The sequence below is a fragment of the Bacillus sp. TL12 genome (genome assembly GCF_022625245.1).
Classification (GTDB): domain Bacteria; phylum Bacillota; class Bacilli; order Bacillales; family Bacillaceae_G; genus Bacillus_A.
This window is the reverse complement of the sequence record NZ_JAJJBY010000021.1, coordinates 1-23,727: the sequence shown is the minus strand read 5'-3', so window position 1 is coordinate 23,727 and position 23,727 is coordinate 1. Positions and strand designations below refer to the sequence as shown.

Here is a 23,727-nt window from a genome sequence, read left to right as displayed (position 1 = left end):
ATATAAGGAAATAACTTTCTGTTCATTGGCCGTTTCATTTCTTAAAACCGATATTATAAATAAATCATGTTATCTTAACTGAACACAGGCAGTAACCCAACTGCACCATTCAGAAAGAAACAATACAAATATGTACATAGAGGACAACTTCATGTAAAGAATAGTCATTCACTAGAAATGCCGTCACCTCACTGATTAAAAATTTTCTTTTTTAAGATGGGAATAATCCATACTCTCACTTTAATAATTATTTACTTAACGCTTTATATATGTTAAGAGTCCCTTTCCCAAATAAATCTGTATTATATGGATCTCTATCTACACCATATTTATAAAGAAATTTAATCGCTTTTTTAGGTTGGTTTTTCAATTGGTTTTTATCAATAATTAATGCCAAAGCTCCTGACACTTTAGGAGCTGCCATAGAATTTCCATATCCATAAAAGTATCCTTGATCTGGTATAGTACTAAGTATACGTTCTTTCTTATACATTTCTTGTTCTTCCCAAACCTTCTCTCCATACTGTTCTAGCAATCTAGTATCTCCACCTTGAGTAGCTATATCAATGAAATTAGCTCCATAGTTAGAAAATAGAGAATGTTCATTGGATGGACTTACAGATGCAACTGTAACTACACTAGGTAAACTAGCTGGAATATCAAGGATTTTCCCTTTTATTTGTATCCCATCATTTTTAAGTTTTTTTCTAAAAAAATCATACATTTGTTGCTTATTATTTACATTCAGTGAATCGTTCCCTGCGGCTGCAACTATAACACTTCCATGTTTTTCTGCAAATTTAATAGCATCTTTATAAGCTTTAATTTCTGCTATATTATTTTTTGATTCTTTATTGTTTGAAAGAGCTAATCCATTTATTAAGTAGTCACCTAAACTCACATTAATTACGTCCACATCATCTTTTGCAGCTTCTATTATGGCCTTTATAATCCATAATGACTCTGCATTTTGTTCGCCAAATACCCTATATGATTTAATTCCTATCCCTGGTGCAATCCCTTTCAAATTACCATTAGCAGCAATTTGCCCTGCAACATGAGTACCATGCCCTAATTTATCGGTTAATAAATCTAACTCCCCAGTTTCTTCGACTTCTTTACCTCTGAATCCACCCTTAGGAACTAAATTCTTCGATCCTGATAGAACATTATCTTTTAAATCTGAGTGGTTTATGTCCAAACCAGAATCAATGATTCCTACAGTAACATTTTTTGTTCCTGAAAATATTTTATAACTCTCACCATTATTCGTAACTTGTTTCATATCCCACTGTAGATCCCATAGTTTAGATGGGAGAGGTATATTTTTAACTTCATCTTCTTGTAATGATGAACTCACAGATCTTAATGAAAGGTTAAAGTTTTCGACTAATGAACTCGAACCTATTTCTTTTATAATCGTTTCTGTTGTTTTTACTTGTATAATCCCAAGTTCTTCAATTGAATATATAACTTGTGCCTTATTTTTTTGTGCTAGATTTATCAACTCACTATAACTCTCACCATGTCTTGCTTGTATTGTATAAAAATTTTCTTTTTCTTCTGCACTAGTACAATTTGAAGGCATTAAAATTAAAAGAAATACGAACATAGAAATAAATAATGGTATAGTTCTATCATTTTTTTGAGGAAATATCACTAAACTTCTCTCCATCTCTTAGTACTTATAAAAAGGAAATTTCAATAATAATTATAAAAAACTGATAATTATAAATTCTAATATTCAATTATCCCTCTTGTTATACAGGTCAATATAGCAGTTATCTTCAGTACATTTATTAACAGGGACTATTTTTCTGTTTTTAGCAATAATTGAATATACAATATTTCCTATCCTAGTAATTTTAGATATGTAAAGAATAGGAAGGATTAACCAATACCGTGGAATTCTTTTCGACACTTCAATTACCACATCTATCCCTTTATATATTTTTTTGTTTTGATGATCCATAGCATGTATATATTTATTTAATTCTTCAATTTCTATATTTAATTCCATCTGATTCTCTTTTTCACGAAAAGATTTAAATTGTAATAAATTATAGTGATCTTTTTCTTTCCAACTACCTACTATTTTATTACAAAAGATACAATAACCATCAAAATATATGATTATTTTGTTTTTAGGAAGCATTTTGTTCCACTTTTTTTGAAGATGCATTATTTTGAAACCTTCTTTCTATAAAGTTTTTCAAAACTATATAAAACTTTTTATATTCCTTATCTGTTAAGAAAAGAAGATCTAAGGCAATCATTATAAGCCCAAACTGCACAAGCCCATTTAACACAATAACACCAAAATGAAATGAAATAGACCCTATAAGAATAGGTATTTTTAAATATTTATTAAACACAAGTAAGGGGAAAAATAGTTGCGTTAAAATTGCACTATAAGCCGCTAGAGTTAGAAGTACTGGTGAATTAATAATAAATTGTGCAAGTACTGGTTGTGTGAATTCATCAATTTGTAATATGTAATATAACGCTGTCCCATGGTACCACATATGCCCTTGTGATTTAGCTAATCCAGCAAAAAAGTAAAGAACACATACCTGAAATAGACATAAATATAGCGCAAAATTATGAATCATATTTGAAAACTGATTCATCTCTGTAGATTTTTCTTTCATAATAGAAAAATATCTATTTACTTCTGCAAACATTAGAAAGAATAAAATAATAGTTAAAACATTGTTTCCTCCATCTAAGACTGTAGGGTTCCTAACATATAATGAATAAACCATTATAAAATTCAAAATACCTGTCACTCTAGTTTTTATACCCAATAAATATAATGTATTTATTATTATTCCTATTAAATATAGAATATTAAAATATAGAATTGAATTATTAATAGCATAAAGGGAAAAACCTTCTTCTATAAAATTTACAGGAAAGAATGAATCTGGCCCCCAAACTTCATACCTTTTAGAAAAATACACTAAATAAGTAATAGCTACATGAATTCCTACAACTATCCTTAAAATACTTGCTCCAATTAAATAATGTTTACTTGATTTAGTATATTTATAAAAATTTTCAAAAACCTTGATACAATCATTCATTTTAATCACCCGGCGTTAATATATTTTTAATAGGTAATGTGACAAATTTCTTTTTAACCTTACCTTTTTTTCCGTATTCAGGAAATTCTGTATTAAGCATTCTTACTTCTATCTTTTCAAATTTATTACCATATTCTTTTACTAAAACACGTTTCGAAACATCATAAAGAATATATAAATCCACATTATTTTTTGTATTATACTCTTTAAAGAAATCTTTATTTTTTGCGAGGCCTTCCTGAACATTAGATCCTGCATTGCGTACTCCAGAAAGTGTTAATCTATTTATATCAAGTCTATTTTTTTGTAAACCGTTTGTGAAAGTCTTTGTATAATTAATCCAATCTGTTGTTTTTTCATTTCCATTGGAATCCTTATACACTCCTCTCGTTATAATATCCATATTCGTACTAATAGGATCAGGAGCAAATAGTTGCCAATTTTGGGCGAAAAGAGGTTCCATATAACTATTAATAATATTATTTAATTTTATTTTTACTGGATTTACCGGAGAATTGTATAGTAATGTCATTGTCATATGAAAACTCACAAATATTACTACACATATAAATGTTATTTTTTTCAATTAATATCACTCCTACTTAAAAAGATAAAAGTTTAGGGATATCCTAAACTTTTATCTTTTGAAATCGAATTATCTTCCAAATTCAGCAACATCGATTGCTGGTGCATGACCACCAACCATTCCTCCAGCAGATGCATAACAACTGGAAGAATAACCACCAGATGATGACGAACCAATACCATTCGTTGCTGCATTTAGTGCTGCAGATCCAGCAACTCCTTTTGCAAAACCTTTAGCAAATTTACCTAACCATCTTGGTTGTACACCTTCATTATTATCTTCTACAGCAGTAGAAATTTCTTCTTTTGCAAATGATTTCGAAGAATCACTTGCCGCACCTATAACAGATGTTCCTAATAACCCTAAACTTAACCCTAAAGTACATGCGATAATTGGTAATTTTTTCATTATAATTCCTCTTTTCTAAAATAATATATTTAATATTCTGTTTTTATATTCCGAATTCAGGGATATCCGCAGCTGGTGCATGACCACCAACCATTCCTCCAGCAGATGCATAATTTGTACCTTTAGAACCATTTGTACTCCATGCTTTTGATTTAAGAGCATTGGAATCAGCTAACATACCACCAACAAATCCTCCAACAGCACCTGCTACCTTAGCTGCCCATCTTGGTTGTACACCTTCATCATTATTCTGTTCAACAGTAGAAATTTTTTCTTTTACAAATGATTTCGAAGAATCACTTGCCGCACCTACAACAGATGTTCCCAATAAACCTAAACTCAACCCTAAAGTACATGCAATGATTGGTAATTTTTTCATCATCAAATTCTCTCCTTTTTAATAATTCTTATATTTGGAATTAGTGTTAATTCACAAAAAATAATATAACATATACCAATATATCTTTACATATAAATTAATAGAATATGAAATATTGCATATTCTGTTAATTTATATCATTTTCTTCTAATTCATATACTTAATTGAAACTCTCAAGATACATCTATGATTTTACAGAAACATATCTCCCTCAACTGTAAATTGGAATACCCCATATTTTTAAAAAAATCACAGAAAATAAAGCATTCGTTGCAAACTTCAACAAGCCTACAAAAAATCGCGTTTTCCTCCATTAGTTAATCTCTAAAGTTGCAACTTGCTTTACGTACTCTATAACAACTAGATAAAAAAGGATTTGTACTAAAAGTAATTACTCCTAGTACAAATCCTTTTCACTTCAAACCTATTGCCTTATATAACCTTACAACCTCTTTTTCTCACAGAGGAAATCACTAGGACAATGTATGTGTTTAAAACTTTTTTAGACACCTCACACTTGATCCAGCTCACTAAAAATTCAAAAATCCATCAACATCACTTTTATCCAACAGTTAATCTCATTCTTAGTCTTTAGTAAAGCTCCCCCTAACTTATTATTACAAATAAATTATGAAAAGAATGTAAAATAATCACAGTCCATAAAGAATTAACTTCTTTATATATATAGCCAAACAAAAGACCTAAAGAAAATATGTAAAAATGATACCATAAATCGAATAATTCACCACTATAAAACCAAGCTGGGTAGTGAACAATTAAAAATAAGAATGCGGTAATGACATTTGCCCTTAAGAATGTGAATCTTTTCGTTAATTCATTCAGAATAAACCCACGAAATACAATTTCTTCCGTCAATCCTGCTATTAAAAACACATTTAAATAGTTGTTACTATTTGAAAAAACATTAAAAGTTTGCTGTTTGACAACATAAACTTCAATAATAAATCGCAGCCCCATCAACAAAGAAAGGAATACTCCCCATGAGCATCCTTTGAAAATATTTATATTTAGTTTCATATAATCCAAAGGTTTCTCATGAAGAAAACCTTTGATATAGACCAAAACTGGAATAATCCATATTGTTATCTTAAAAAAAGCAGAAAAAAAAGGAACTATCTGATCATTAAACCCATAAATATATTGAATTAACCATAATTCTTTTAATGTCCACGTACAATAAAAGAAAAATAGATATCCTATAAAATATATACTTGTTTTTTTATTATTTGAATATAAATTCACACTTTTGTTCATAAACTGAATTCCTTTCATTCAACAAGAACTATTAAAGAATACATACTTAGAGCTTATGGCGTCTCTTTATTCACAATATAATTTTTCAAATTAATAAGGAAGTACAGCCTCAATAACCGTACTCCCTTATTAATCTTTTTTCTTATTCTTTTTTATTTTTTTTACTTCAGCTAAATCAATAAGGAACATGATAATAAATGTTAACATCAAACCAAAGTTCCACCACGAAAAATTGTCCTCAACAATTAGTCCTTGAAAAAACTTAATCGAAAAACCTATAATACAAAACACATAAAAACAAATCCTAAATATCCCCATTTTCTCCTCCTGCTATTGTTATGAATTAAACAAGGCTACGTACCTAAATTAATATATAAAAATTTTTCACAATGCCCCCCTGAATAATTGATAGTTATGCTTAGCCTACTATCAGAAAGTAAACTCTGTAAGACTCATTGTTTTTAGAACATCAATTGTAATACTTAAAATTCTTATATTATCATTATATGAATTAAATTTAACAAGAACAATCTATTTCGATATGCAATATTTCATATATTTATACTCAATTATATACGGAACTACTAACTTAGTTTCGATAGCAATACAAGAAAGCCCCCCACTGCTCTCCTAATAAATCATACGATTTTGTTTATAATAGTATTTTTTCCGTTCTAACATAAATTTAGTCATAAAAAACTGCACCTCCAATTGTAGACTGTGTCTAACAATTAGGGTGCAGTTCACAAACTTGACTGCTATTTCACATATACAATTAAACTGTATAACGCTCATCTTCTAAAATCTTCGCTGCAATTTCACGCTTCTTCGGAATTACGTTAAGCGGCGTGTGGCGTGTGAATTTGCGAAGCGCTGATAACATCATGCGCAGCATATCACCATTTTCAACTGCGATAATTGTTTCTTTCGCGTCTGCTTCGATTTGGTTGAACGCTTCTTGGCAGAATACTTCAGTGTATAATACTTTTTGTTTATTCTTTTCAAGACCAGTCGCTTTAATTGCTTTTTCTGTACGAAGAACAGCTGATTCCATTGCATATAAGTTGCTTACGATATCAGCGATGTTAACAAGAACTTCTTGTTCTTTATCCAATGCTTTACCGTATTTTTGAACAGCTAATCCAGCTACCATTAAGCCGATTTTCTTCGCATTATTTACTAAATATTTTTGAAGTGCTAATGGCTCATCGCCTACTTCTTCAGGCATCATCATCATTAACTCTTCTTGTAATTTTTGTGCTTTTTGAAGAAGTAGTAATTCACCTTTCATTGCTTTACGTAAGAACGTACCTGGTACGATTAAGCGGTTAATTTCGTTCGTTCCCTCGAAAATACGGTTAATACGAGAATCGCGGTACATTCTTTCAATCTCGTACTCTGCCATAAATCCGTAACCACCATGGATTTGAACACCTTCATCTACTACGTAGTCTAATACTTCAGAACCGAATACTTTATTTAACGAGCACTCAATTGCATATTCAGCAATAGAAGCTGCGACCGCTTTACCGTCTTTTACTTGCTCTTCTGTTAATGTACTCATATGGCTTTCAAATAAGCCTACTGTACGGTATACGGAGCTTTCAGCTGCATAAATTTTCGCTGCCATATTCGCTAATTTTTCTTGAATTAATGGGAAGCGAGCGATTGGTTGTTTAAATTGTTGACGTTGATTTGCATATTGTGCTGAAATTTCTAACGCACGTTTAGAAGAACCAACTGTACCAACACCTAATTTATAACGACCGATATTTAAAATGTTAAAGGCAATAACATGACCTTTACCAATTTCACCAAGTACATTTTCTTTCGGAACAAGTGCATCTTCTAAAATTAATGTACGAGTAGATGAACATTTAATACCCATTTTCTTTTCTTCTGGACTTGTAGATACGCCAGGATATTCTTTCTCAACGATAAATGCTGTGAAGTGCTCGCCATCAACTTTTGCATATACAACGAATACATCAGCAAAAGCAGAGTTTGTAATCCATTGTTTCTCACCATTTAATACATAGTGTGTACCTTCTGCATTTAAACGAGCTGTTGTTCTTGCGCCTAATGCATCAGATCCAGATCCTGGCTCAGTTAATGCGTATGCAGCTAATTTTTCACCAGTTGCTAAGGCAGGTAAATATTGTTTCTTTTGCTCTTCGTTACCGAATAAAACGATTGGCAGGGATCCGATCCCAACATGAGCACCATGTGTAATTGCGAAGCCGCCAGCACGAGAGAATTTCTCTGCGATTAATGCTGAACTCACTTTATCAAGACCAATTCCGCCGTACTCTTCTGGTACGTCAGCTCCTAGTAAACCAAGCTCGCCAGCTTCTTTTAATAAGCGAACAGAGCGATCAAATTCATGTTGCTCTAAATATTCAAGCTCTGGAAGAACTTCATTTACGATAAAGTCCTCTGTTGTTTTCGCTATCATTTTATGCTCATCGCTGTAATCCTCTGGTGTAAATACTTGATCAATCGTAATCTCATCAACTAAAAAGCTTCCGCCCTTAACTGCGCTTCCTACTGTTTTCTCCATGAAAATTTCCTCCTTCATATTTTCATAAGCCGCTTCTCTCATTTTGAAAGAAGCTGGCTTTCCCTTTTATTTTTTATACCCTTTTGTTGCTCCCATTCTTTTATTTAATCCAGTTCCAGCGGCTAGAACAGTCGGCCATTTCGCCCCTTCCTCCGAGGCAAAAAGCGCCTCTATGTCAGGAGCTCCAATGTCCTCTTGTTCTGGACGAGCCGCTTCCACTTTTTATCTAATCTAGTTCCGGCGGCTAGAACAGTCGGTCGTTTCACCCCTTCCAACGCCCTCCTGTTCTGAGCAAGCCACCTGCACTTTTTTATAGTAATTCAAACACCCCAGCAGCTCCCATGCCGCCGCCAATACACATTGTTACAATACCGAATTGCTCGTTGCGGCGTTTCATCTCATGAATAAGAGATAGTGTTAATTTTGCTCCTGTACAACCAAGTGGATGTCCAAGTGCGATTGCACCACCGTTTACGTTTACTTTTTCTTCATCTAAACCAAGTTCACGAATAACTTGAATCGATTGAGATGCGAATGCTTCATTTAACTCGAACAAGCCAATATCAGATAGCTCTAATCCTGCTAATTTTAATGCTTTTGGAATTGCCGCAATTGGTCCGATTCCCATTACTTCTGGCGGTACACCAGCTACCGCGAATGAACGGAATTTTGCAAGCGGCTTCATACCATCACTCACTGCTTTTTCACGGTCCATTAGAAGAACGGATGCTGCTCCATCACTCATTTGCGAAGAGTTACCAGCAGTTACAGAACCGCGAACGTTAAATGCTGGACGTAATTTCCCTAAGATATCTAATGTCGTATCTGCTCTTACGCCTTCATCTTGTGAGAATGTAATCATTTCTTCTTGAATTTTATTATTTGCTCCAACAGTTCGAAGCGTTACATCGACAGGCACTGTTTCGTCAGCAAATTTCCCTTCAGCTAATGCCTTCGCTGCGCGCTGATGACTTCTTACCGCAAATGCATCTTGCTCTTCTCGGGAAATTCCATATTTCACAGCAACTTGCTCTGCTGTATGACCCATGCCCATATAATATTCTGGAGCCGCTTCTACAAGTCGGCTATTCGGACGAACGACGTGCCCCATCATTGGAACTAAACTCATCGATTCAGCTCCGCCAGATAATACAGCTTCAGAATGACCAAGCATAATGCGCTCTGCACCGTAAGCGATACTTTGCAGTCCTGAAGAACAGTAACGGTTAATTGTAATAGCCGGAACATCGTAAGAAAGTCCTGCTAATCCGCCGATATTACGCGCCATATTTAATCCCTGTTCTGCTTCTGGCATCGCACAACCAAAAATTAAATCATCAATTGGCCCTTCATAGTTATTCGCACGCTTTAACGTTTCTTTTACTACTAATGCTCCTAAATCATCAGGACGAACTGTTTTTAATGAACCTCTCTTTGCCTTACCAATTGGCGTTCTTGCTCCCGCAACAATGACAGCTTCTCTCATGAACGATATCTCCCCTCGTTATTAGTTACGTAATGGCTTTCCTTTTACAAGCATGTGCTGCATTCTTGCTTGTGATTTCATCTCACTTACTAAGCTAATAAATGCTTCACGTTCTACATCTAATAAGTATTGCTCATCAACTTCTGTTCCGTACGGCACTTTTCCACCAGCAATGACATATGCGAGCTTTTTCGCAATGTGTAAGTCATACTCGGAAATGTAACCAGATAAGTGCATTGCTTCTGCTCCAAGTAAAAGCGTCGCATATCCTGTCTCACCAACAACCGGTATCTTTTTACGAATCGGTGCTTTATAACCCGCTTCATATAAAGCAAGAGCTTTTTGTTTTGCATCGTATAGTAAGTGATCACCATTCATACTAATACCATCTTTATCGCCTAAGAAGTTGCGAGAAACAGCCTCTTGTGCAGATGTTGAAACTTTTGCCATCGCAACTGATTCAAACACTTTATTCGCAACTTTTTGTAGGTCAAACTCTACACCGTTTGCCATCTTGTTTAAATGTTTAATATATAGTTCTTTGTTACCGCCACCGCCAGGGATTAAACCAACGCCAACTTCTACTAGTCCCATGTACGTTTCGCTAGAAGCTTGAATGCTAGCTGCTGGTAAACAAACTTCTGTACCACCGCCAAGCGTCATACCATATGGCGCTGCAACGACCGGCTTAGAGCTGTACTTAATTTTTGTCATCGCATCTTGGAAGTTTTTCACAACCCATTCAATTTCAAAGTAGTTGTCATCTTGCGCTTCCATTAAGATCATCGCAAGGTTTGCACCAACGCAGAAGTTCTTCGATTGGTTTCCGATAACAAGGCCTTTGTAGTTCTTTTCAACTTCATCAACAGCGTAATTAATCATTTGTGTAATATCTATACCGATTGCATTGCTCTTCGAATGGAATTCTAAGCAAAGGATGCCATCTCCTAAATCGATTAAGCTTGCACCGCTATTTTTCTTTAGTACGCCATTTTTCTCTTTTAATTGTTTAAGAGAAATTGCTTTTTTATTGCGTTCAATCAATTTGTATTCGCCGTTATCGTAGTAATAGCTTTCGCCGTTATCATGTTTATAGAAAGTGCTAAACCCTTTCTCTAACATGTCTTTCACCCATGCCGGAATAACTTTTCCGTTCTCTTCCATCTTCTGAACGGATTTTTCTACGCCAATTGCATCCCAAATTTCAAACGGCCCTTGCTCCCAGCCAAATCCCCATTTCATCGCTTGGTCAATTGCAACAATATCATCTGCAATTTCTTTATGAAGCTTTGCAGAATATAGAAGGGTTGGCGTGATAATATTCCATAAAAGCTCTCCTGCACGATCCTTCGCGTATACAAGCGCTTTCAATTTATTCGCTAATCCTTTTTCTTGTTTACTTAACTCTACAGAAGCAGCTTTTAATTTTTTACGAGCTCCATACTCCATTGTTTCAGGATTTAACTCTAAAATTTCTTTTCCTTGTTTTAAGAAGAAGCCTTGGCCTGTTTTACTTCCAAGCCATTTTTTATCAAGCATGTCATGCATGAAAGCTGGTACTTTAAATACATCGCGCTCTTCTTCTTGTACATTTTCATATACATTGTTCGCAACATGAACGAATGTATCTAAACCAACAACATCTAACGTGCGGAACGTTGCACTCTTCGGACGACCAATTAACGGACCTGTTACAGAATCAACTTCCCCAACGCTATAACCGCGCTTAATCATTTCTTGCAATGTTACAAGTAATCCGTACGTACCGATGCGGTTTCCAATAAAGTTAGGTGTATCTTTTGCGATAACAACGCCTTTTCCAAGAACGTCTTCACCAAATAATTTCATAAAGTTTAACACTTGTGGATCTGTTTCTTTTGTCGGTATAATCTCTAGAAGTTTTAAATAACGTGGTGGGTTAAAGAAGTGCGTTCCTAAGAAGTGTTTTTGGAAGTCATCTGAACGACCTTCTGCCATTTTTTCAACTGAAATACCTGATGTATTTGAGCTCACAATCGAGCCAGGTTTACGAACAGCATCTACTTTTTCAAATAGTTTCTTTTTAATATCTAAGTTTTCAACAACAACCTCAATAATCCAATCTACATCAGCAAGACGCTCAAGGTCATCTTCTAAATTCCCTGCTTCAATCAGCGCTAAATTATCTTTCACCGTAAGAGGAGCTGGCTTTTGCTTTACTAATTTTTGCAGTGCCCCGTTACTAAAACGATTTCTCACACTTTTATGTTCTAATGTAAGCCCCTTCGCTTCCTCTTCTTTCGTAAGCGCCTGTGGCACAATATCAAGCAGTAATGTTGGTATACCGATATTGGCTAAATGTGCAGCAATCCCTGAGCCCATTACGCCAGAACCGAGAACAGCAGCCTTTTTAATTTGGAACATTCATTTCTCCCCCTATTCTTGAATGAATGCTCATTCAATTTTTCGACATAAGTCGCAATCAATGAGTGAGCCTCTACTAATAAATATATGATATAGTTTAAATTTTCGCAATATATTTATTGATAAAATTTTCTGAAATAAATACTTTTCTTTTATTCGGTTACCCTATAACTGTGTATTTTCGCGATAAAATACGCTTTTTCCTTTTTTAGAATTTGACGAAAACGGAGGAATATATATGGGAAAACTTAAGAAAGACCCTTCAAAAGCAGGTGTTAGCGCAGCAAGTGTAACAGGAAATGCAGGACCAGTAGATCGCGGTATCGAAAAAGGCCGCCAAGGTAACAACCAGCAATACAAAAAACATAACATGGGTGAAAAATAACGCTATATGTGTTTGTTCAAAAAGGAGGATAAAGAGAACCGAGCAGTTCGAGGCGCGGAAGCCGGGAGGATACGGAGTGTAGGTGAAACTACATGAGTACCGGACTGACGACGTAACGAAGAAATGTGAAAGCTATCTTTACCGGACTTTTTGAACTTCCGCTATATGTGTTTGTTCAAAAAGGAGGATAAAGAGAGCCGAGCAGTTCGAGGCGCGGAAGCCAGGAGGATACGGAGTGTAGATGGAACTACATGAGTACCGGACTGGCGACGTAACGAAGAAATGCGACAGCTATCTTTACCGGACTTTTTGAACTTCCGCTATATTTTTGGGCAGAGAACGTGGCATAATGAGTAGTGGGCTGCTTCTCTGCCCAATTTATTTGTATACATAAGTAAAAGAGGGACTAAGTAATGAAACGAACAATAATCATGATTGTGATGATTGCTACACTGTTTACAAGTATGATCTTCTGCTCTTATGCAAACAGGCAAAAAGACGTAAGAGCTAATCAGCCTGCTATTACAGGCAAATACGCCATTACAATTGATGCCAATACTGGCGAAACTCTATATGGAAAACGTGAACAAGAGCGCTCTTATCCAGCAAGTATAGCAAAGATGATGACAACTCTTCTATTATTAGAGAATGTGAAAAAGGATGAAGAAATTACAATCACAGAGAACGCGATAAAAACAGAGAGTCAAAGTAAGAAAATTAAGCTTCGTGCCGGCGAAAAATTAAAAAGAGATGAAGCGCTGAAACTGATGCTCATCATCAGTGCCGATCCCATTTCTGAATCCATTGCGGAACATATTGCAGGATCAAAAGAGGAATTTGTAAAAATGATGAATGCGAGGGCCAAAGAGCTCGGAACAAAGCATGCGACTTTTAAAAATGCGAGCGGAGCTGATGCAATGGGCAATAAAGTATCCCCTTATGACATCGCAATCATTACAAAAGAAGCATTGAAGTATCCGATTGTGCTAGATTATATGAACACAACGCGCACAACATTACATACTTCACAGCGGTCTCCAAAAATCGCAAACTATGGCCGCGAAGAACTTTACGATGACCCATATGCAATTGGAAGTAAAAGTGGTTTATCTGCTTTAGGAAAATATACGGTCGTAACAGTCGATGAAAAAAATGGTAAACGAGTTATTAACGTTGTACTTTCTTCTACTCGTACTCAGTTATATCCAGATACGAAAAAGATGGCACATTACGCATTCAAGCAATTAAAATAACCAAGGAGTATTTTTCTCCTTGGTTATTTTTTGATCATTCCTTTTAAAACGAACGCAACGTTTGCTGGGCGTTCTGCTAGGCGACGCATGAAATAGCCGTACCAGTCATTTCCATATGGCACGTAAACACGCATTTTGTAGCCCTCTTTTACAAGCTCAAGTTGACGTTCTGTACGAATACCATATAACATTTGGAATTCAAATTGATCACGTGAAATATTATGTTCTTTGGCAAGTTTCTTCGTATATTCAATAATCGCCTCATCGTGTGAAGCAATAGCTGTATAGTTTCCATTTAATAAATGCATTTTAATAATTTTTTTATAATTGTCATCTACATCTTTCTTGTCCGGGAACGCAACTTCTTCAGGCTCTTTATAAGCACCTTTTACAAGACGTAAATTTGGGCTATATGCATTTAAATCTTCAATATCCTTTTCTGTACGATATAGGTACGCTTGAATAACAGTACCGATATTATCGTATTCGGATTTTAATTGCTTAAAGATATCAATTGTTTTCCCGCAACGCGTATAGTCTTCCATATCAATCGTAACAAACACACCGTTTTCTTTTGCAGCTTCTAAAATGCGGCGCATATTATTCATTACGATTTCATCTGAGATATCTAATCCCATAGAAGTCATTTTTAAAGAAAGCTGTGAATCAAGTTTTTCTCGTCCAATTGCGCGAATTGCTTCAATCGATTGGCTCGCCATTTCATTTGCTTCTGCTTCATTATCAACGAACTCACCTAAATAATCGATTGTTACACAAAGGCCTTGCTTGTTCAATTGTTTAATAGCTGCAGCAGCTAAATCAATTGTCTCCCCTGCGACAAAGCGCCCTGCACCAAAGCGTAAACCGTACTTCTTAGCCAGTTTTGTTAACGCTTTATTTTTTGATAGAAAAAGAAACGAATTGCGCATTAATTGTTCCATGTAATTCACCCCTATGACTGTACTTTATCTGTTTTTTACCCCTCTTCAAAATTATATCATTGTTTAAAATTATTTGATACAAATAATTATTTAGATAATTTATAAAATACTATAAAAATGTTTAAAAGCCTATAATGTCGCTTTTAAATATCTAAAAAAATTTTTCGACATTTAAAAAGAAACTAGAAAAACAAGTGAGTAACTAGCCTAAAATAAAAATTCGACAATACTCATCACATCTCTTACTTCTCTCTATAAATTATATAAAGATATTAATATGACTGAAAATGAATACAAATATAAGACCTTGCATGTACTGAATTCCCACCTATAAAAATTAAGTAGTGTAAAAGGTAAGAGAAGATTTCTGTTGAAATAAGCATAGAAAGTATAAAAACATAAGATCCCAGTTTCACTTAAAGGTACTCCCTTGCATAGCACATACAATTTTGTCGGGATGGAAATTTATAATTTGGAGTGTGAAAAATGACAGAAAAAATGAGTGCACAACAAGTTCAGATTAAACCTTGGAACGAAGCCAATCTTACTTTACTTCGTCTTATGAATACATCTGAGATGTTAGAATACCTAGGAGGTCCTGAAACCGAAGAACAACTCCTTGCTCGCCACGAACGGTACCTTAGGATTAGTAGACTTGGGACCGGACGTATGTTTAACATCGTCCTACTCCCGCAACTCGAAATTGTTGGTAGTGTTGGCTATTGGGACAACTACTGGCAAGAAGAAACCGTGTACGAAATTGGATGGAGTGTCCTACCAGCATTTCAAGGTAGAGGAATCGCAACAAAAGCCATTGAACAAGCTATCACTCATGCTAGAATGGAACAAAAGCACAGATTCATTCATGCTTTTCCTTCCATCCGTAATCCTGCTTCAAACGCTATTTGCAAAAAACTCGGCTTCTTATTTATTAGTGAGTGTGATTTTGAATATCCGCCAGGGAGTATCATGCAATGCAATGACTGGCGTTTAGAAATAACTCCGACACTATAAAGCAATTCCTTTATAGATAGTTATTTTGTTGGATAAAGTGAAACTTTAATCAGTGGGGGGTTTTCTTCACCCCCCCACTGATTATCAGCCCTCACCAATCGGGCTTTTATAAGCTGTTTATCTCCCACCTAAACTTCTTCGCATTTTCTTAAGTTTTGAGGTGGGAGTATTACAGCCCGTTAATGCGGGATAAATTAAAAGCTTGAGGTCTATTCACCCTCAAGCTTTTTTTAGTAGCCATTCACATACTTTTCCAAGTTATCAGCTCTTATTTATCTTTTCGATGTTCTTCATTTAGTCTTTTAATATCCGCAATTAAGTTCACCATTTCTTCTTTTCCATCTGGATACGTCTCATTCCAATGCTTAACTAAAGCTGGCATCGTCTTGGCAATGTAAGAGTACAGCGCCCACTTTTGCACCTGTTCTTTTCGTTCTTGACTGCTTTCTCCTAGCAATAATTCCGTATACTTTTCAAGTAAACCATCAAACTGCTCATTAAATTTGTTGTTCATCTTTTCTGCCTCCTTCCCGCACCTTCACCATCCATAATAAAAAAGTGTATCACGGCCACCACTGTCTTGCCTAATTTATCCATACAAAAAAGCAGCGAAATCCGCTGCTTTTCTCTTATAATTTCGAACGAACAGAATTTAATTTTTTCTCCATCGTACTTTCTTTATCACGACGGTCATCAATACGAATTGTTGTCGCTACACGCTTTGCACCTTTTGTATATGGTACCTCATGCATTTGTTGAATCACCTCGAGTAATACAGGAAGCTCTCCTTCAATTACTGTATTCATCGGTGTTAATTGATACTTCACGCGATCCGCATTTTTCTCTAACACTTTTTGTACTTCTGCTACGTATTCACTTACGCTTGGATTACCTGTTCCAACTGGAATAATCGATACATCAACAATTGCCATGATCGTTTCCCTCCTATATTTGCTTCATTTCTATTGTACAAAACTCTCTCCGACTTTACTAACCATAACTATACTTTTAATTTATTTTTCATAATATGCTTATTCGCAGTAATCCTTCTCCATCTGTTGTGCATATATTGATGTTACCCTTTTTTAATCACCTTATCCTTTTGAAAGGAAGTGGACACATGAAAAAGTTGTTTCTTACTTTATTAGCTATTCCTCTTCTATTTGGAACAACAGCGTGCGACATATGGCAGAAGGATCCAAAACCAGTGGAAAAACCTGAACCGAAGCCAGAACCAGCACCTAAACCAACCCCAATGCCTAGTCCAACCCCACAACCTACCCCAACTCCGCCACCTAATCCAACTCCACCACCAGCTTCAGTAGATACAGCACAAATTATGCAAAAGCTAGTAAATGCAATTAACTCAGTTGGCAGTTCAAATGGCATTAGCATTAGCAACGTTAAACTCTTTACGGAAACAGCACAAATCGCAACATATAACGGAATATTTAATACCAGATTTGGATTAGGTGTTTCCATTTATAAAGCAACTGGTGGTATTGCCGCTGTTGCTATCGCCGGGTCCGGTACATCTAAAGAAGAAATCGATGCCTTTTATTCTACAATAAAGACTGTTATTCGCTCTATTGATTCATCTCTAAGCGAGCAAGATTTAAATACCATATTAGAAAAACTCGGTTCAAAAGATTACTTTCAAACAAAGCAGTTCTCAACTCAAGCAATTAACGGTACATTAACTGTTACTGAAAACAATGGTGCACTTATGTTCAAGGCACTTCATAATTAAATAGACAAGAGAGAATAGGGTCCATTCGGGCTCTATTCTTTCTTTTTCCTGGTTAAAAACTGAAGCACTTGTGTAAATGCATATACTTCTTTATTCTTAGTATAGATATAGAATCTATCTTGTTCGGGAGGCATTATGTTACAAAAATTCGGTTTCTCACAATATGAAAGCCAGGCATATGAAGTCGTAGTCTCAAGCGTTGAGCCACTAGATGCAACAACCATTGTAAAACATTCAGGTGTTCCAAAGGCAAAAATATATGAGGTATTAGCGCGCCTCATCGATAAAGGAATGGTCATGGATTCCGTCTCAGAAAAGAAAAAGTTATATACCGCCCTGCCACTAGACCTTGCTATTCAAAAATTAACGACAGAGTTTCAATCAAATATTAAAGAACTTCAAACAAACATTTCAAAAAGATCCTTCACAGATGACCGCGTTTGGAGTTTAAAAATGCAATCTTCTATTCAAATACAAAGTAAACAATTAGTAGAAGAAGCGAAACACTCTATCCGCATTTCTGCTTGGAATGATACATTTTTGGAGTATCTTCCTTTACTTGAAACAAAAGCAACACAAGGCGTTGATATTGAGGCACTTGTAGTCGGTAATGTAGAAACAAAACTTGAAAACGTTCATTTTCTTATCCCAACGGAAGAACCTAATGCACTAGAACGCTACTTACTTCTTATTATTGATGATCGTGAAATTTTATTTGCTGGGGTAGAGCAAGAATCATGGCAAGCAATGAAAACAATGTCCCAGCCATTCGTGAAGTTCTTTACAGAGTTCTTCTATCATGATGTTGCTCTTGCAAAAATTACACAGAAGCATAACGATCTTTTTATGAATGATGAAGAGATACGAAGCATTTTAATGAAGTTGAGATATTAAAAATAGCAAAGGGCAGCTCCTTTGCTATTTTTCGTTTTGCTGCTTTATCTCCTCCAGCAATCTGATGATCTTTTCATTTTGTTTTAATTGCTCTTCAGAATTGATATACATAAGCCGAATCCATCGAAAAACGAATACAATTAAAAGAATAGGGATTAACGCCAAAAAAGTTCCTATACTAGATGCCATTGTGTTCATCATATCTATCACTCCTTTTTAGTGAACTTTCTATTAATTAACAATATTTTACATAATCCCAACAAAAAAAGAACCTATCAAACGATAGATTCTTTTTTTGCCACATGAGTAGATTGTCCTCTCGTAATTGAGAAAATTGCACAAAGTAATGCTAAAATCACAAAACCGCCGCCTACCCAAGCATTATATATAACAGACGATTGTTCAATAACAGCTCCGCCCACTGTTGAGCCAAGTGCGATACCTAAATGAAGCGCTGAGTTATTTAAACTTTGTTGAATACCAGCTGATTCCGGTGCAATTTCAATTAAATAGTTTTGCTGGGCTGGTGAAATCGCCCAGCTTAACATGCTCCAAAGTCCCATCATGATGATAAATAACGGGAATGAGAATGTCATCATCGGCAAGATAAAGATGGCACATGCAAAGACGATAATAATAGAGATAATACTTTTCTTTGATCCCCATTTATCTGCAAGCCAACCACCAAATCCGCCGCCGATTACTGCTGCAATACCAAAAATAAAGTAAAACACGCTAATCCAGTTTGCTTCCACATGCATCACATCTTTTAGAAACGGTGTTAAATATGCATACAGTGTTAAATGCCCTGTTAAAAATAAGAACGATGTTAACTGTGCACTCACGATTTTTTTATCTTTCAAAGTAGCAATTTGTTCTCTTACAGACAATACAGCTACCGGTGGAACCTTTATTAAAAATAAAGAGATACTAGCAATTGCTATAACCGTTAATACCGAAATTAAAACAAACGGCGCACGCCATCCGTATGCATTCCCAAGTACAAGACCTAATGGTACACCAAGTACAAGCGACCCACTAATCCCCATGAAAATAATTCCGATTGCACGTGCACGGAAATGAGGTTCTACTACACTAGATGCTAATGTTACAGATAACGCGATAATAAGTGATCCACTTGCCGCACAAATAACCCTTGAGAACATTAACATTCCGTAATTCACACTAAATGCTGAAATGATATTACCCATTAAGAAAATAGATAATGCCCCGATATATAATGTTTTCTGCTCAATTTTCCCTGTCACCGCTAATAAAATAGGTCCCGATAGAGCAAATACAACCGAGAATATTGTAATAAGTTGACCTGCCGCACTAATAGATACACCTAAATCATTTGCTACTAAATCGAGCGTTCCTCCAATAATTAACTCAACCGTCCCGACTACGAATGCCGCAATGGCTAAAATATACACACGAAAATTCAAGTTTTTCCCCACACTTTCTCTCGTTCACTTTTGGTTACTACAACAATAGTAACCAAAATAACAAAAGCAATCAAGTGTAAATTCTCCTATATGCATTTAGAAATTTTTCACAAATAAAATGAAGAACAAAAATAAGGAAAGATGAAATGGAATTTATCTATTTGCACCACTGCCTTGTCTAATACATATGGATAAATAACATGATTAAATGAGGGGGGTTTTTCAATGTATAGAAATGCCTATCATGGTAACCCAGCACCTATGTTTAGACAAAGAATTACTCTGCAACAAGCAAAAGAAATCGCCCTAAAACAAATACCTGGGCAAATTCTACATGTAGACATGGATTTAGAACATGGGGTCTTAGTTTATGAAATATTCATTTTGACACCACAAAACAGATTATTCGAGGTAGAAATACTCGCAAAAACAGGAAAAATCTTAAAAATCGAAGAAGAAAATGATTTTGACTAAAACCAAATATTTTCAAGACGATGAAACTCTTACCTCTCATGAATAACAGAATAAAAATAATAAAAAAACGCATGAATGCTCCATGCGTTTTTTATCTATATCATCCTCATTCTTTACACTTGAGTTTCTTTTTTCTTATTTAAATACCAGTAAATTGGTAGTCCTGTAAACACCATACCAATTGATAAGAAACAGCTTACTGGATCATTAATAATCGCACTTCCAATTACGAATAATGACCCTAAAATCGCTAAAATTGGTACGATTGGGAATAACGGTACGCTGTATGCACGTTCTTTCCCTTCATTGCGTTTTCGTAAAATGAAGACACCGATAAATGTCATTACATAGAAAATATAAATGATAAATACGGAAATCTCAGATAGCTTATTCGGATCACTAATAATCATTAAAATAATTCCTAATATAATTTCAAAAGTAATTGCATTTGCAGGTGTTTTAAATTTCTCATGAGCTTTTGCAATAAACTTAGAAAATGGAAGTTGTCCGCGTTCTGCCATTGACATTGGAATACGCGGGAATGTTAAAATCTTTCCGTTTAAGCAACCGAAAATAGAAATAATAATACCGATACTAATGATTTTTCCGCCATATTCTCCAAGGAGCATACCTGCCGCTGTCGCTGTCGCATTTTCCCCAAGATCTACAATCTTCGCTGCTGGTAACACGTTTAATAATGCCAAATTAATTAATACGTAAGCAGCTGTTACAATTAAAATTCCTACCGTCATTGCCTTAGGTAATAACTTAGTTGGATTTTTCATTTCACCGCCGATAGAGGCAAGTAAAATCCAGCCATCATACGCAAATAGCGTTGCTAAAATCGCCATCCCAATACTTTGATTTTCTGATATTGGTACAACTACATTAAAGATATCACTATTCCCTTTCCAAAAACCTAACACAACAATTAATACGATTGGAATCATCTTTCCAACTGTCGTAACGGTTTGGACAATCCCCCCATATTTTGTTCCAATACTATTTACAACACCAAGAAATACAACTGTTCCAATTGCTATCGGTAAATTCCATAATTTATCTAAATAGAAAAAGTTAACCACTAAAGAACTAAAATACAAACCTAATGTCCCAATAATAGCTGGACCATATACAATTGTTTGCATCCAGCCGGATAAATATCCCCAAAAGCTCCCATAAATTTCCTCTAAATACGTATACAATCCACCATTTTTCGGAATTTGCGCTCCAATTTCAGCTACCGTTAAACCACTAGCTAATGTTAACAATCCACCAATTACCCAAGCGAGAATTGCCATATTAGAACTCCCTGAGTAATCTAATACGCTCCCTGGCTTCATAAATACACCAGACCCAATAATAGTCCCTACAACGATAGATAGCGCTACAGTTAAACCAATTTTGTTTTTCTCATCATGATGCATGCTGCGTATCCTCCTTCCAATTCTAGTGTGATACAAAAATGAAATAAAAAAACACTCCTCCCTAAAAAAGGGACGAGTGTTATATTCGTGGTTCCACCCTTGTTTAATTGATAAAATAAAACACACTTCACCAATTTCTCAAGTCTAGATAACGGTTTTTGCCGGCAAGCAATTACTAGATGTTCATTCACTGCTGCAGTTCAGAGGTGGTAATCCATTTCTTCGTATTAGGAAGCTCACAGCCAAAGGCTTCCCTCTCTGAGAATCGTAAAAAATTGATCGTGTCCTCATCATCACTTCTTGATGTCGAATTTTGTAGTTATTGTTCATTATATTGAATTTTTAGAAATAATCAATATATATTTTTATATAACATATAAAAAATATGTCTTCTTATATTATAACAGAACCTCATATATTTCTCTAATTTCCGATAAAAAAGGACAGATTTCTTCAAGAGAGAAATCTGTCCTTAAAACAAGCTTTTTAGTGTTTCTTTCGGTTGCCCAGACGAAAGAAACTTCTATCAATCGTTTTTATACTTTCTTTATTTCAATTCGTTACTCGCCTTTTTCATTAAAAAATTTGCGCTCTTTACTTGGAAAATCAACACCTAACTCAGTCAATTGTGCTTTTGCTTTGTCCATAATTGCTTTCGCCTTTTCCTTTGTCGCATCATCTAGGTTTGCAAACATTTCTTCTCGCTTCTCTTTTTCAGGAAGGTTTACACCTAATTCCGCTAACTTCTCTTTTACTTGTTCATGCGTTAATGTTCCTGCTTTCTTTTGCTCCATAATCGCTTTTACTTTTTCTTTTGTAGCATCATCCAGGTTCGCAAACATCTCTCCTCGTTTCCCTTTTTCCGGAAGAGTTACACCTAATTCCGTCAATTTCTCTTTTACTTGCTTATGTGTTAATGTACCGGATTTCTTCTGCTCCATAATTGCTTTTACTTTTTCTTTTGTAGCGTCATCTAGGTTTGCTAGCATTTCACCACGCTTCCCTTTTTCCGGAAGGTTCACACCTAATTCCGCTAATTTCTCTTTTACTTGGTCGTGCGTTAATGTACCGGATTTCTTCTGCTCCATAATCGCTTTTACTTTCTCTTTCGTTGCTTCATCAAGATTCGCAAACATCTCTTCTCGCTTCCCTTTTTCCGGAAGAGTTACACCTATTTCGGCTAATTGCTTTTTGGCGTTTTCCATAATCGTTTGTACTTTTTGTTTTGTTGCTTCATCTAATTTTTGATTCTGATTTCCTTTTGTCGTTTGTTCCGCCTCTGATGTAGAATTGGCATCGTTCGTTGCCGCGAAAGCAGGAACACCTACTCCTCCGATGATTCCTAATGATAAGGCTCCGGCAGCTACTAAATATCCAACTGTTTTTTTCTTCTTCATAGAAAATTTCCTCCTTCATCTTTTCAAAAACATGTACACTTTCGTATACAATGCATATAGTAAAGTCGGTTTCTTAACTTTTCCTTAACTACTTCTAAAAGAAATTCTAATTATACATATGGTAGCAAACCTTAATTAGAGTAGCTTTCTCATGCCATGCTAAAAAGGAAATGTTACAAAACTATAAGAAGAACCATGATGAACTGCCAAGGCTAGTTCATATAAAGTGAAACTTTAATAAGTGGGAGTTTTCTTCATCCCCCACTGATTATTAGTTGAACCAATCGGGCTTTTACGGGCAGTTTATCTCCCACCTAACTTCTTTGCTCCCGCCGAATTTTGAAGTGGGAGTATTACTGCCCGTTAATGCGGGATAAAATGGTGAATGAAATTTTATCGACGATTTTTCAAATATATCGACCATTTCCCACAATATATCGGCGTAAATTTGAATATATCAGCGATTCGACAAAGGATATTGACCAACCGACAAATAACAACAAAAAACAAGAGCCTCCTAGCTCCTGTTTCCCAACACATCAAAAAAGCCACTCCTAAATT

General features: G+C 35.3%; 25 protein-coding genes and 1 other annotated feature. Of the genes, 6 read left to right on the top strand and 19 right to left on the bottom strand.

The window, feature by feature from the left end:
* Positions 1 to 247 precede the first annotated feature (247 nt).
* The 12 genes from LOK41_RS18220 to LOK41_RS18165 all read right to left on the bottom strand — a co-directional run bounded on the left by LOK41_RS18220 (position 248) and on the right by LOK41_RS18165 (position 12,183).
* Positions 248 to 1,675, bottom strand: a complete 1,428-nt coding sequence (locus LOK41_RS18220) for a S8 family peptidase (protein ID WP_241817724.1) — start codon at positions 1,673 to 1,675, stop codon at positions 248 to 250.
* Between the two features lie 69 nt (positions 1,676 to 1,744).
* Positions 1,745 to 2,182: a thiol-disulfide oxidoreductase DCC family protein gene (locus LOK41_RS18215; RefSeq protein WP_241817723.1), complete on the bottom strand. Its 438-nt coding sequence runs from the start codon at positions 2,180 to 2,182 to the stop codon at positions 1,745 to 1,747.
* The gene (locus tag LOK41_RS18210) at positions 2,145 to 3,086 is read right to left on the bottom strand and encodes an HTTM domain-containing protein (protein ID WP_241817722.1); all 942 of its coding nucleotides are present in this window, start codon (positions 3,084 to 3,086) and stop codon (positions 2,145 to 2,147) included. The genes LOK41_RS18215 and LOK41_RS18210 overlap by 38 nt, the downstream gene beginning before the upstream one ends.
* Before the next feature lies 1 nt (position 3,087).
* Positions 3,088 to 3,672 carry a DUF5819 family protein gene (locus LOK41_RS18205; protein ID WP_241817721.1) on the bottom strand — a complete coding sequence of 195 codons (585 nt, stop codon included), beginning with the start codon at positions 3,670 to 3,672 and terminating at the stop codon, positions 3,088 to 3,090.
* Between the two features lie 69 nt (positions 3,673 to 3,741).
* The gene (locus tag LOK41_RS18200; protein WP_241817720.1) at positions 3,742 to 4,080 is read right to left on the bottom strand and encodes a hypothetical protein; all 339 of its coding nucleotides are present in this window, start codon (positions 4,078 to 4,080) and stop codon (positions 3,742 to 3,744) included.
* 43 nt (positions 4,081 to 4,123) lie between these two features.
* Positions 4,124 to 4,462 (bottom strand): hypothetical protein, encoded by a 339-nt coding sequence (locus tag LOK41_RS18195; protein ID WP_241817719.1) that lies wholly within the window; start codon positions 4,460 to 4,462, stop codon positions 4,124 to 4,126.
* A gap of 603 nt (positions 4,463 to 5,065) precedes the next feature.
* The gene (locus tag LOK41_RS18190) at positions 5,066 to 5,752 is read right to left on the bottom strand and encodes a CPBP family intramembrane glutamic endopeptidase (RefSeq protein WP_241817718.1); all 687 of its coding nucleotides are present in this window, start codon (positions 5,750 to 5,752) and stop codon (positions 5,066 to 5,068) included.
* Positions 5,753 to 5,863: 111 nt separating this feature from the next.
* A complete protein-coding gene (locus LOK41_RS18185; RefSeq protein WP_241817717.1) occupies positions 5,864 to 6,052 on the bottom strand; it encodes a hypothetical protein in 189 nt (62 codons plus the stop codon).
* 457 nt (positions 6,053 to 6,509) lie between these two features.
* Positions 6,510 to 8,294, bottom strand: coding sequence for an acyl-CoA dehydrogenase family protein (locus LOK41_RS18180; RefSeq protein WP_241817716.1), 1,785 nt, complete (start codon positions 8,292 to 8,294; stop codon positions 6,510 to 6,512).
* A gap of 66 nt (positions 8,295 to 8,360) precedes the next feature.
* Positions 8,361 to 8,513 carry a hypothetical protein gene (locus tag LOK41_RS18175; protein ID WP_241817715.1) on the bottom strand — a complete coding sequence of 51 codons (153 nt, stop codon included), beginning with the start codon at positions 8,511 to 8,513 and terminating at the stop codon, positions 8,361 to 8,363.
* Between the two features lie 91 nt (positions 8,514 to 8,604).
* Positions 8,605 to 9,780, bottom strand: a complete 1,176-nt coding sequence (locus tag LOK41_RS18170) for an acetyl-CoA C-acetyltransferase (protein WP_241817714.1) — start codon at positions 9,778 to 9,780, stop codon at positions 8,605 to 8,607.
* Positions 9,781 to 9,801: 21 nt separating this feature from the next.
* Positions 9,802 to 12,183, bottom strand: a complete 2,382-nt coding sequence (locus LOK41_RS18165; RefSeq protein ID WP_241817713.1) for a 3-hydroxyacyl-CoA dehydrogenase/enoyl-CoA hydratase family protein — start codon at positions 12,181 to 12,183, stop codon at positions 9,802 to 9,804.
* Between the two features lie 238 nt (positions 12,184 to 12,421).
* Here LOK41_RS18165 and LOK41_RS18160 point away from each other — a divergent pair, with 238 nt between their 5' ends.
* Together LOK41_RS18160 and LOK41_RS18155 are read left to right on the top strand one after the other, a co-directional pair.
* Positions 12,422 to 12,568 (top strand): YuzL family protein, encoded by a 147-nt coding sequence (locus LOK41_RS18160; protein ID WP_174102368.1) that lies wholly within the window; start codon positions 12,422 to 12,424, stop codon positions 12,566 to 12,568.
* Between the two features lie 413 nt (positions 12,569 to 12,981).
* Positions 12,982 to 13,821, top strand: coding sequence for a D-alanyl-D-alanine carboxypeptidase family protein (locus LOK41_RS18155; protein WP_241817712.1), 840 nt, complete (start codon positions 12,982 to 12,984; stop codon positions 13,819 to 13,821).
* Positions 13,822 to 13,844: 23 nt separating this feature from the next.
* Here the strand turns inward: LOK41_RS18155 and LOK41_RS18150 are convergent, their stop codons facing one another.
* Positions 13,845 to 14,762, bottom strand: a complete 918-nt coding sequence (locus tag LOK41_RS18150) for a proline dehydrogenase family protein (protein WP_241817711.1) — start codon at positions 14,760 to 14,762, stop codon at positions 13,845 to 13,847.
* A 486-nt stretch (positions 14,763 to 15,248) separates the two neighbouring features.
* Here LOK41_RS18150 and LOK41_RS18145 point away from each other — a divergent pair, with 486 nt between their 5' ends.
* A complete protein-coding gene (locus LOK41_RS18145; RefSeq protein WP_241817710.1) occupies positions 15,249 to 15,776 on the top strand; it encodes a GNAT family N-acetyltransferase in 528 nt (175 codons plus the stop codon).
* Between the two features lie 268 nt (positions 15,777 to 16,044).
* On the opposite strand, the gene LOK41_RS18140 is transcribed toward LOK41_RS18145, so the two are convergent.
* Together LOK41_RS18140 and LOK41_RS18135 are read right to left on the bottom strand one after the other, a co-directional pair.
* Positions 16,045 to 16,290, bottom strand: coding sequence for a YusU family protein (locus LOK41_RS18140; protein WP_174102364.1), 246 nt, complete (start codon positions 16,288 to 16,290; stop codon positions 16,045 to 16,047).
* 115 nt (positions 16,291 to 16,405) lie between these two features.
* Positions 16,406 to 16,708, bottom strand: a complete 303-nt coding sequence (locus LOK41_RS18135; protein ID WP_241817709.1) for an MTH1187 family thiamine-binding protein — start codon at positions 16,706 to 16,708, stop codon at positions 16,406 to 16,408.
* Positions 16,709 to 16,896: 188 nt separating this feature from the next.
* Here LOK41_RS18135 and LOK41_RS18130 point away from each other — a divergent pair, with 188 nt between their 5' ends.
* Both LOK41_RS18130 and LOK41_RS18125 read left to right on the top strand, forming a co-directional pair.
* Positions 16,897 to 17,526, top strand: coding sequence for an adhesin (locus LOK41_RS18130; RefSeq protein WP_241817708.1), 630 nt, complete (start codon positions 16,897 to 16,899; stop codon positions 17,524 to 17,526).
* A 135-nt stretch (positions 17,527 to 17,661) separates the two neighbouring features.
* A complete protein-coding gene (locus LOK41_RS18125; protein WP_241817707.1) occupies positions 17,662 to 18,420 on the top strand; it encodes a TrmB family transcriptional regulator in 759 nt (252 codons plus the stop codon).
* A gap of 24 nt (positions 18,421 to 18,444) precedes the next feature.
* Here the strand turns inward: LOK41_RS18125 and LOK41_RS18120 are convergent, their stop codons facing one another.
* Together LOK41_RS18120 and LOK41_RS18115 are read right to left on the bottom strand one after the other, a co-directional pair.
* Positions 18,445 to 18,621 (bottom strand): hypothetical protein, encoded by a 177-nt coding sequence (locus tag LOK41_RS18120; protein ID WP_241817770.1) that lies wholly within the window; start codon positions 18,619 to 18,621, stop codon positions 18,445 to 18,447.
* Positions 18,622 to 18,695: 74 nt separating this feature from the next.
* Positions 18,696 to 19,868: an MFS transporter gene (locus LOK41_RS18115; protein ID WP_241817706.1), complete on the bottom strand. Its 1,173-nt coding sequence runs from the start codon at positions 19,866 to 19,868 to the stop codon at positions 18,696 to 18,698.
* 225 nt (positions 19,869 to 20,093) lie between these two features.
* On the opposite strand from LOK41_RS18115, the gene LOK41_RS18110 reads away from it, so the two are divergent.
* Positions 20,094 to 20,342: a PepSY domain-containing protein gene (locus LOK41_RS18110; protein WP_241817705.1), complete on the top strand. Its 249-nt coding sequence runs from the start codon at positions 20,094 to 20,096 to the stop codon at positions 20,340 to 20,342.
* Positions 20,343 to 20,455: 113 nt separating this feature from the next.
* Here LOK41_RS18110 and LOK41_RS18105 read toward each other — a convergent pair whose 3' ends face one another.
* Together LOK41_RS18105 and LOK41_RS18100 are read right to left on the bottom strand one after the other, a co-directional pair.
* Positions 20,456 to 21,769 (bottom strand): APC family permease, encoded by a 1,314-nt coding sequence (locus LOK41_RS18105; RefSeq protein WP_241817704.1) that lies wholly within the window; start codon positions 21,767 to 21,769, stop codon positions 20,456 to 20,458.
* Positions 21,770 to 21,834: 65 nt separating this feature from the next.
* Positions 21,835 to 22,072: a binding site (T-box leader), on the bottom strand.
* Positions 22,073 to 22,329: 257 nt separating this feature from the next.
* Positions 22,330 to 23,166 (bottom strand): hypothetical protein, encoded by an 837-nt coding sequence (locus LOK41_RS18100; protein ID WP_241817703.1) that lies wholly within the window; start codon positions 23,164 to 23,166, stop codon positions 22,330 to 22,332.
* Positions 23,167 to 23,727 lie beyond the last annotated feature (561 nt).

Excerpts from the sequence above, each read along its gene's own strand:
- LOK41_RS18190 (WP_241817718.1), bottom strand. The coding sequence starts at position 5,752 with ATGAAAGGAATTCAGTTTATGAACAAAAGTGTGAATTTATATTCAAAT.
- LOK41_RS18150 (WP_241817711.1), bottom strand. The coding sequence starts at position 14,762 with ATGGAACAATTAATGCGCAATTCGTTTCTTTTTCTATCAAAAAATAAA.
- LOK41_RS18135 (WP_241817709.1), bottom strand. The coding sequence starts at position 16,708 with ATGGCAATTGTTGATGTATCGATTATTCCAGTTGGAACAGGTAATCCA.
- LOK41_RS18180 (WP_241817716.1), bottom strand. The coding sequence starts at position 8,294 with ATGGAGAAAACAGTAGGAAGCGCAGTTAAGGGCGGAAGCTTTTTAGTT.
- LOK41_RS18145 (WP_241817710.1), top strand. The coding sequence starts at position 15,249 with ATGACAGAAAAAATGAGTGCACAACAAGTTCAGATTAAACCTTGGAAC.
- LOK41_RS18130 (WP_241817708.1), top strand. The coding sequence starts at position 16,897 with ATGAAAAAGTTGTTTCTTACTTTATTAGCTATTCCTCTTCTATTTGGA.
- LOK41_RS18170 (WP_241817714.1), bottom strand. The coding sequence starts at position 9,780 with ATGAGAGAAGCTGTCATTGTTGCGGGAGCAAGAACGCCAATTGGTAAG.
- LOK41_RS18120 (WP_241817770.1), bottom strand. The coding sequence starts at position 18,621 with ATGATGAACACAATGGCATCTAGTATAGGAACTTTTTTGGCGTTAATC.
- LOK41_RS18110 (WP_241817705.1), top strand. The coding sequence starts at position 20,094 with ATGTATAGAAATGCCTATCATGGTAACCCAGCACCTATGTTTAGACAA.
- LOK41_RS18140 (WP_174102364.1), bottom strand. The coding sequence starts at position 16,290 with ATGAACAACAAATTTAATGAGCAGTTTGATGGTTTACTTGAAAAGTAT.
- LOK41_RS18195 (WP_241817719.1), bottom strand. The coding sequence starts at position 4,462 with ATGATGAAAAAATTACCAATCATTGCATGTACTTTAGGGTTGAGTTTA.
- LOK41_RS18125 (WP_241817707.1), top strand. The coding sequence starts at position 17,662 with ATGTTACAAAAATTCGGTTTCTCACAATATGAAAGCCAGGCATATGAA.
- LOK41_RS18210 (WP_241817722.1), bottom strand. The coding sequence starts at position 3,086 with ATGAATGATTGTATCAAGGTTTTTGAAAATTTTTATAAATATACTAAA.
- LOK41_RS18155 (WP_241817712.1), top strand. The coding sequence starts at position 12,982 with ATGAAACGAACAATAATCATGATTGTGATGATTGCTACACTGTTTACA.
- LOK41_RS18200 (WP_241817720.1), bottom strand. The coding sequence starts at position 4,080 with ATGAAAAAATTACCAATTATCGCATGTACTTTAGGGTTAAGTTTAGGG.
- LOK41_RS18105 (WP_241817704.1), bottom strand. The coding sequence starts at position 21,769 with ATGCATCATGATGAGAAAAACAAAATTGGTTTAACTGTAGCGCTATCT.
- LOK41_RS18160 (WP_174102368.1), top strand. The coding sequence starts at position 12,422 with ATGGGAAAACTTAAGAAAGACCCTTCAAAAGCAGGTGTTAGCGCAGCA.
- LOK41_RS18215 (WP_241817723.1), bottom strand. The coding sequence starts at position 2,182 with ATGCATCTTCAAAAAAAGTGGAACAAAATGCTTCCTAAAAACAAAATA.
- LOK41_RS18220 (WP_241817724.1), bottom strand. The coding sequence starts at position 1,675 with ATGGAGAGAAGTTTAGTGATATTTCCTCAAAAAAATGATAGAACTATA.
- LOK41_RS18185 (WP_241817717.1), bottom strand. The coding sequence starts at position 6,052 with ATGGGGATATTTAGGATTTGTTTTTATGTGTTTTGTATTATAGGTTTT.
- LOK41_RS18165 (WP_241817713.1), bottom strand. The coding sequence starts at position 12,183 with ATGTTCCAAATTAAAAAGGCTGCTGTTCTCGGTTCTGGCGTAATGGGC.
- LOK41_RS18100 (WP_241817703.1), bottom strand. The coding sequence starts at position 23,166 with ATGAAGAAGAAAAAAACAGTTGGATATTTAGTAGCTGCCGGAGCCTTA.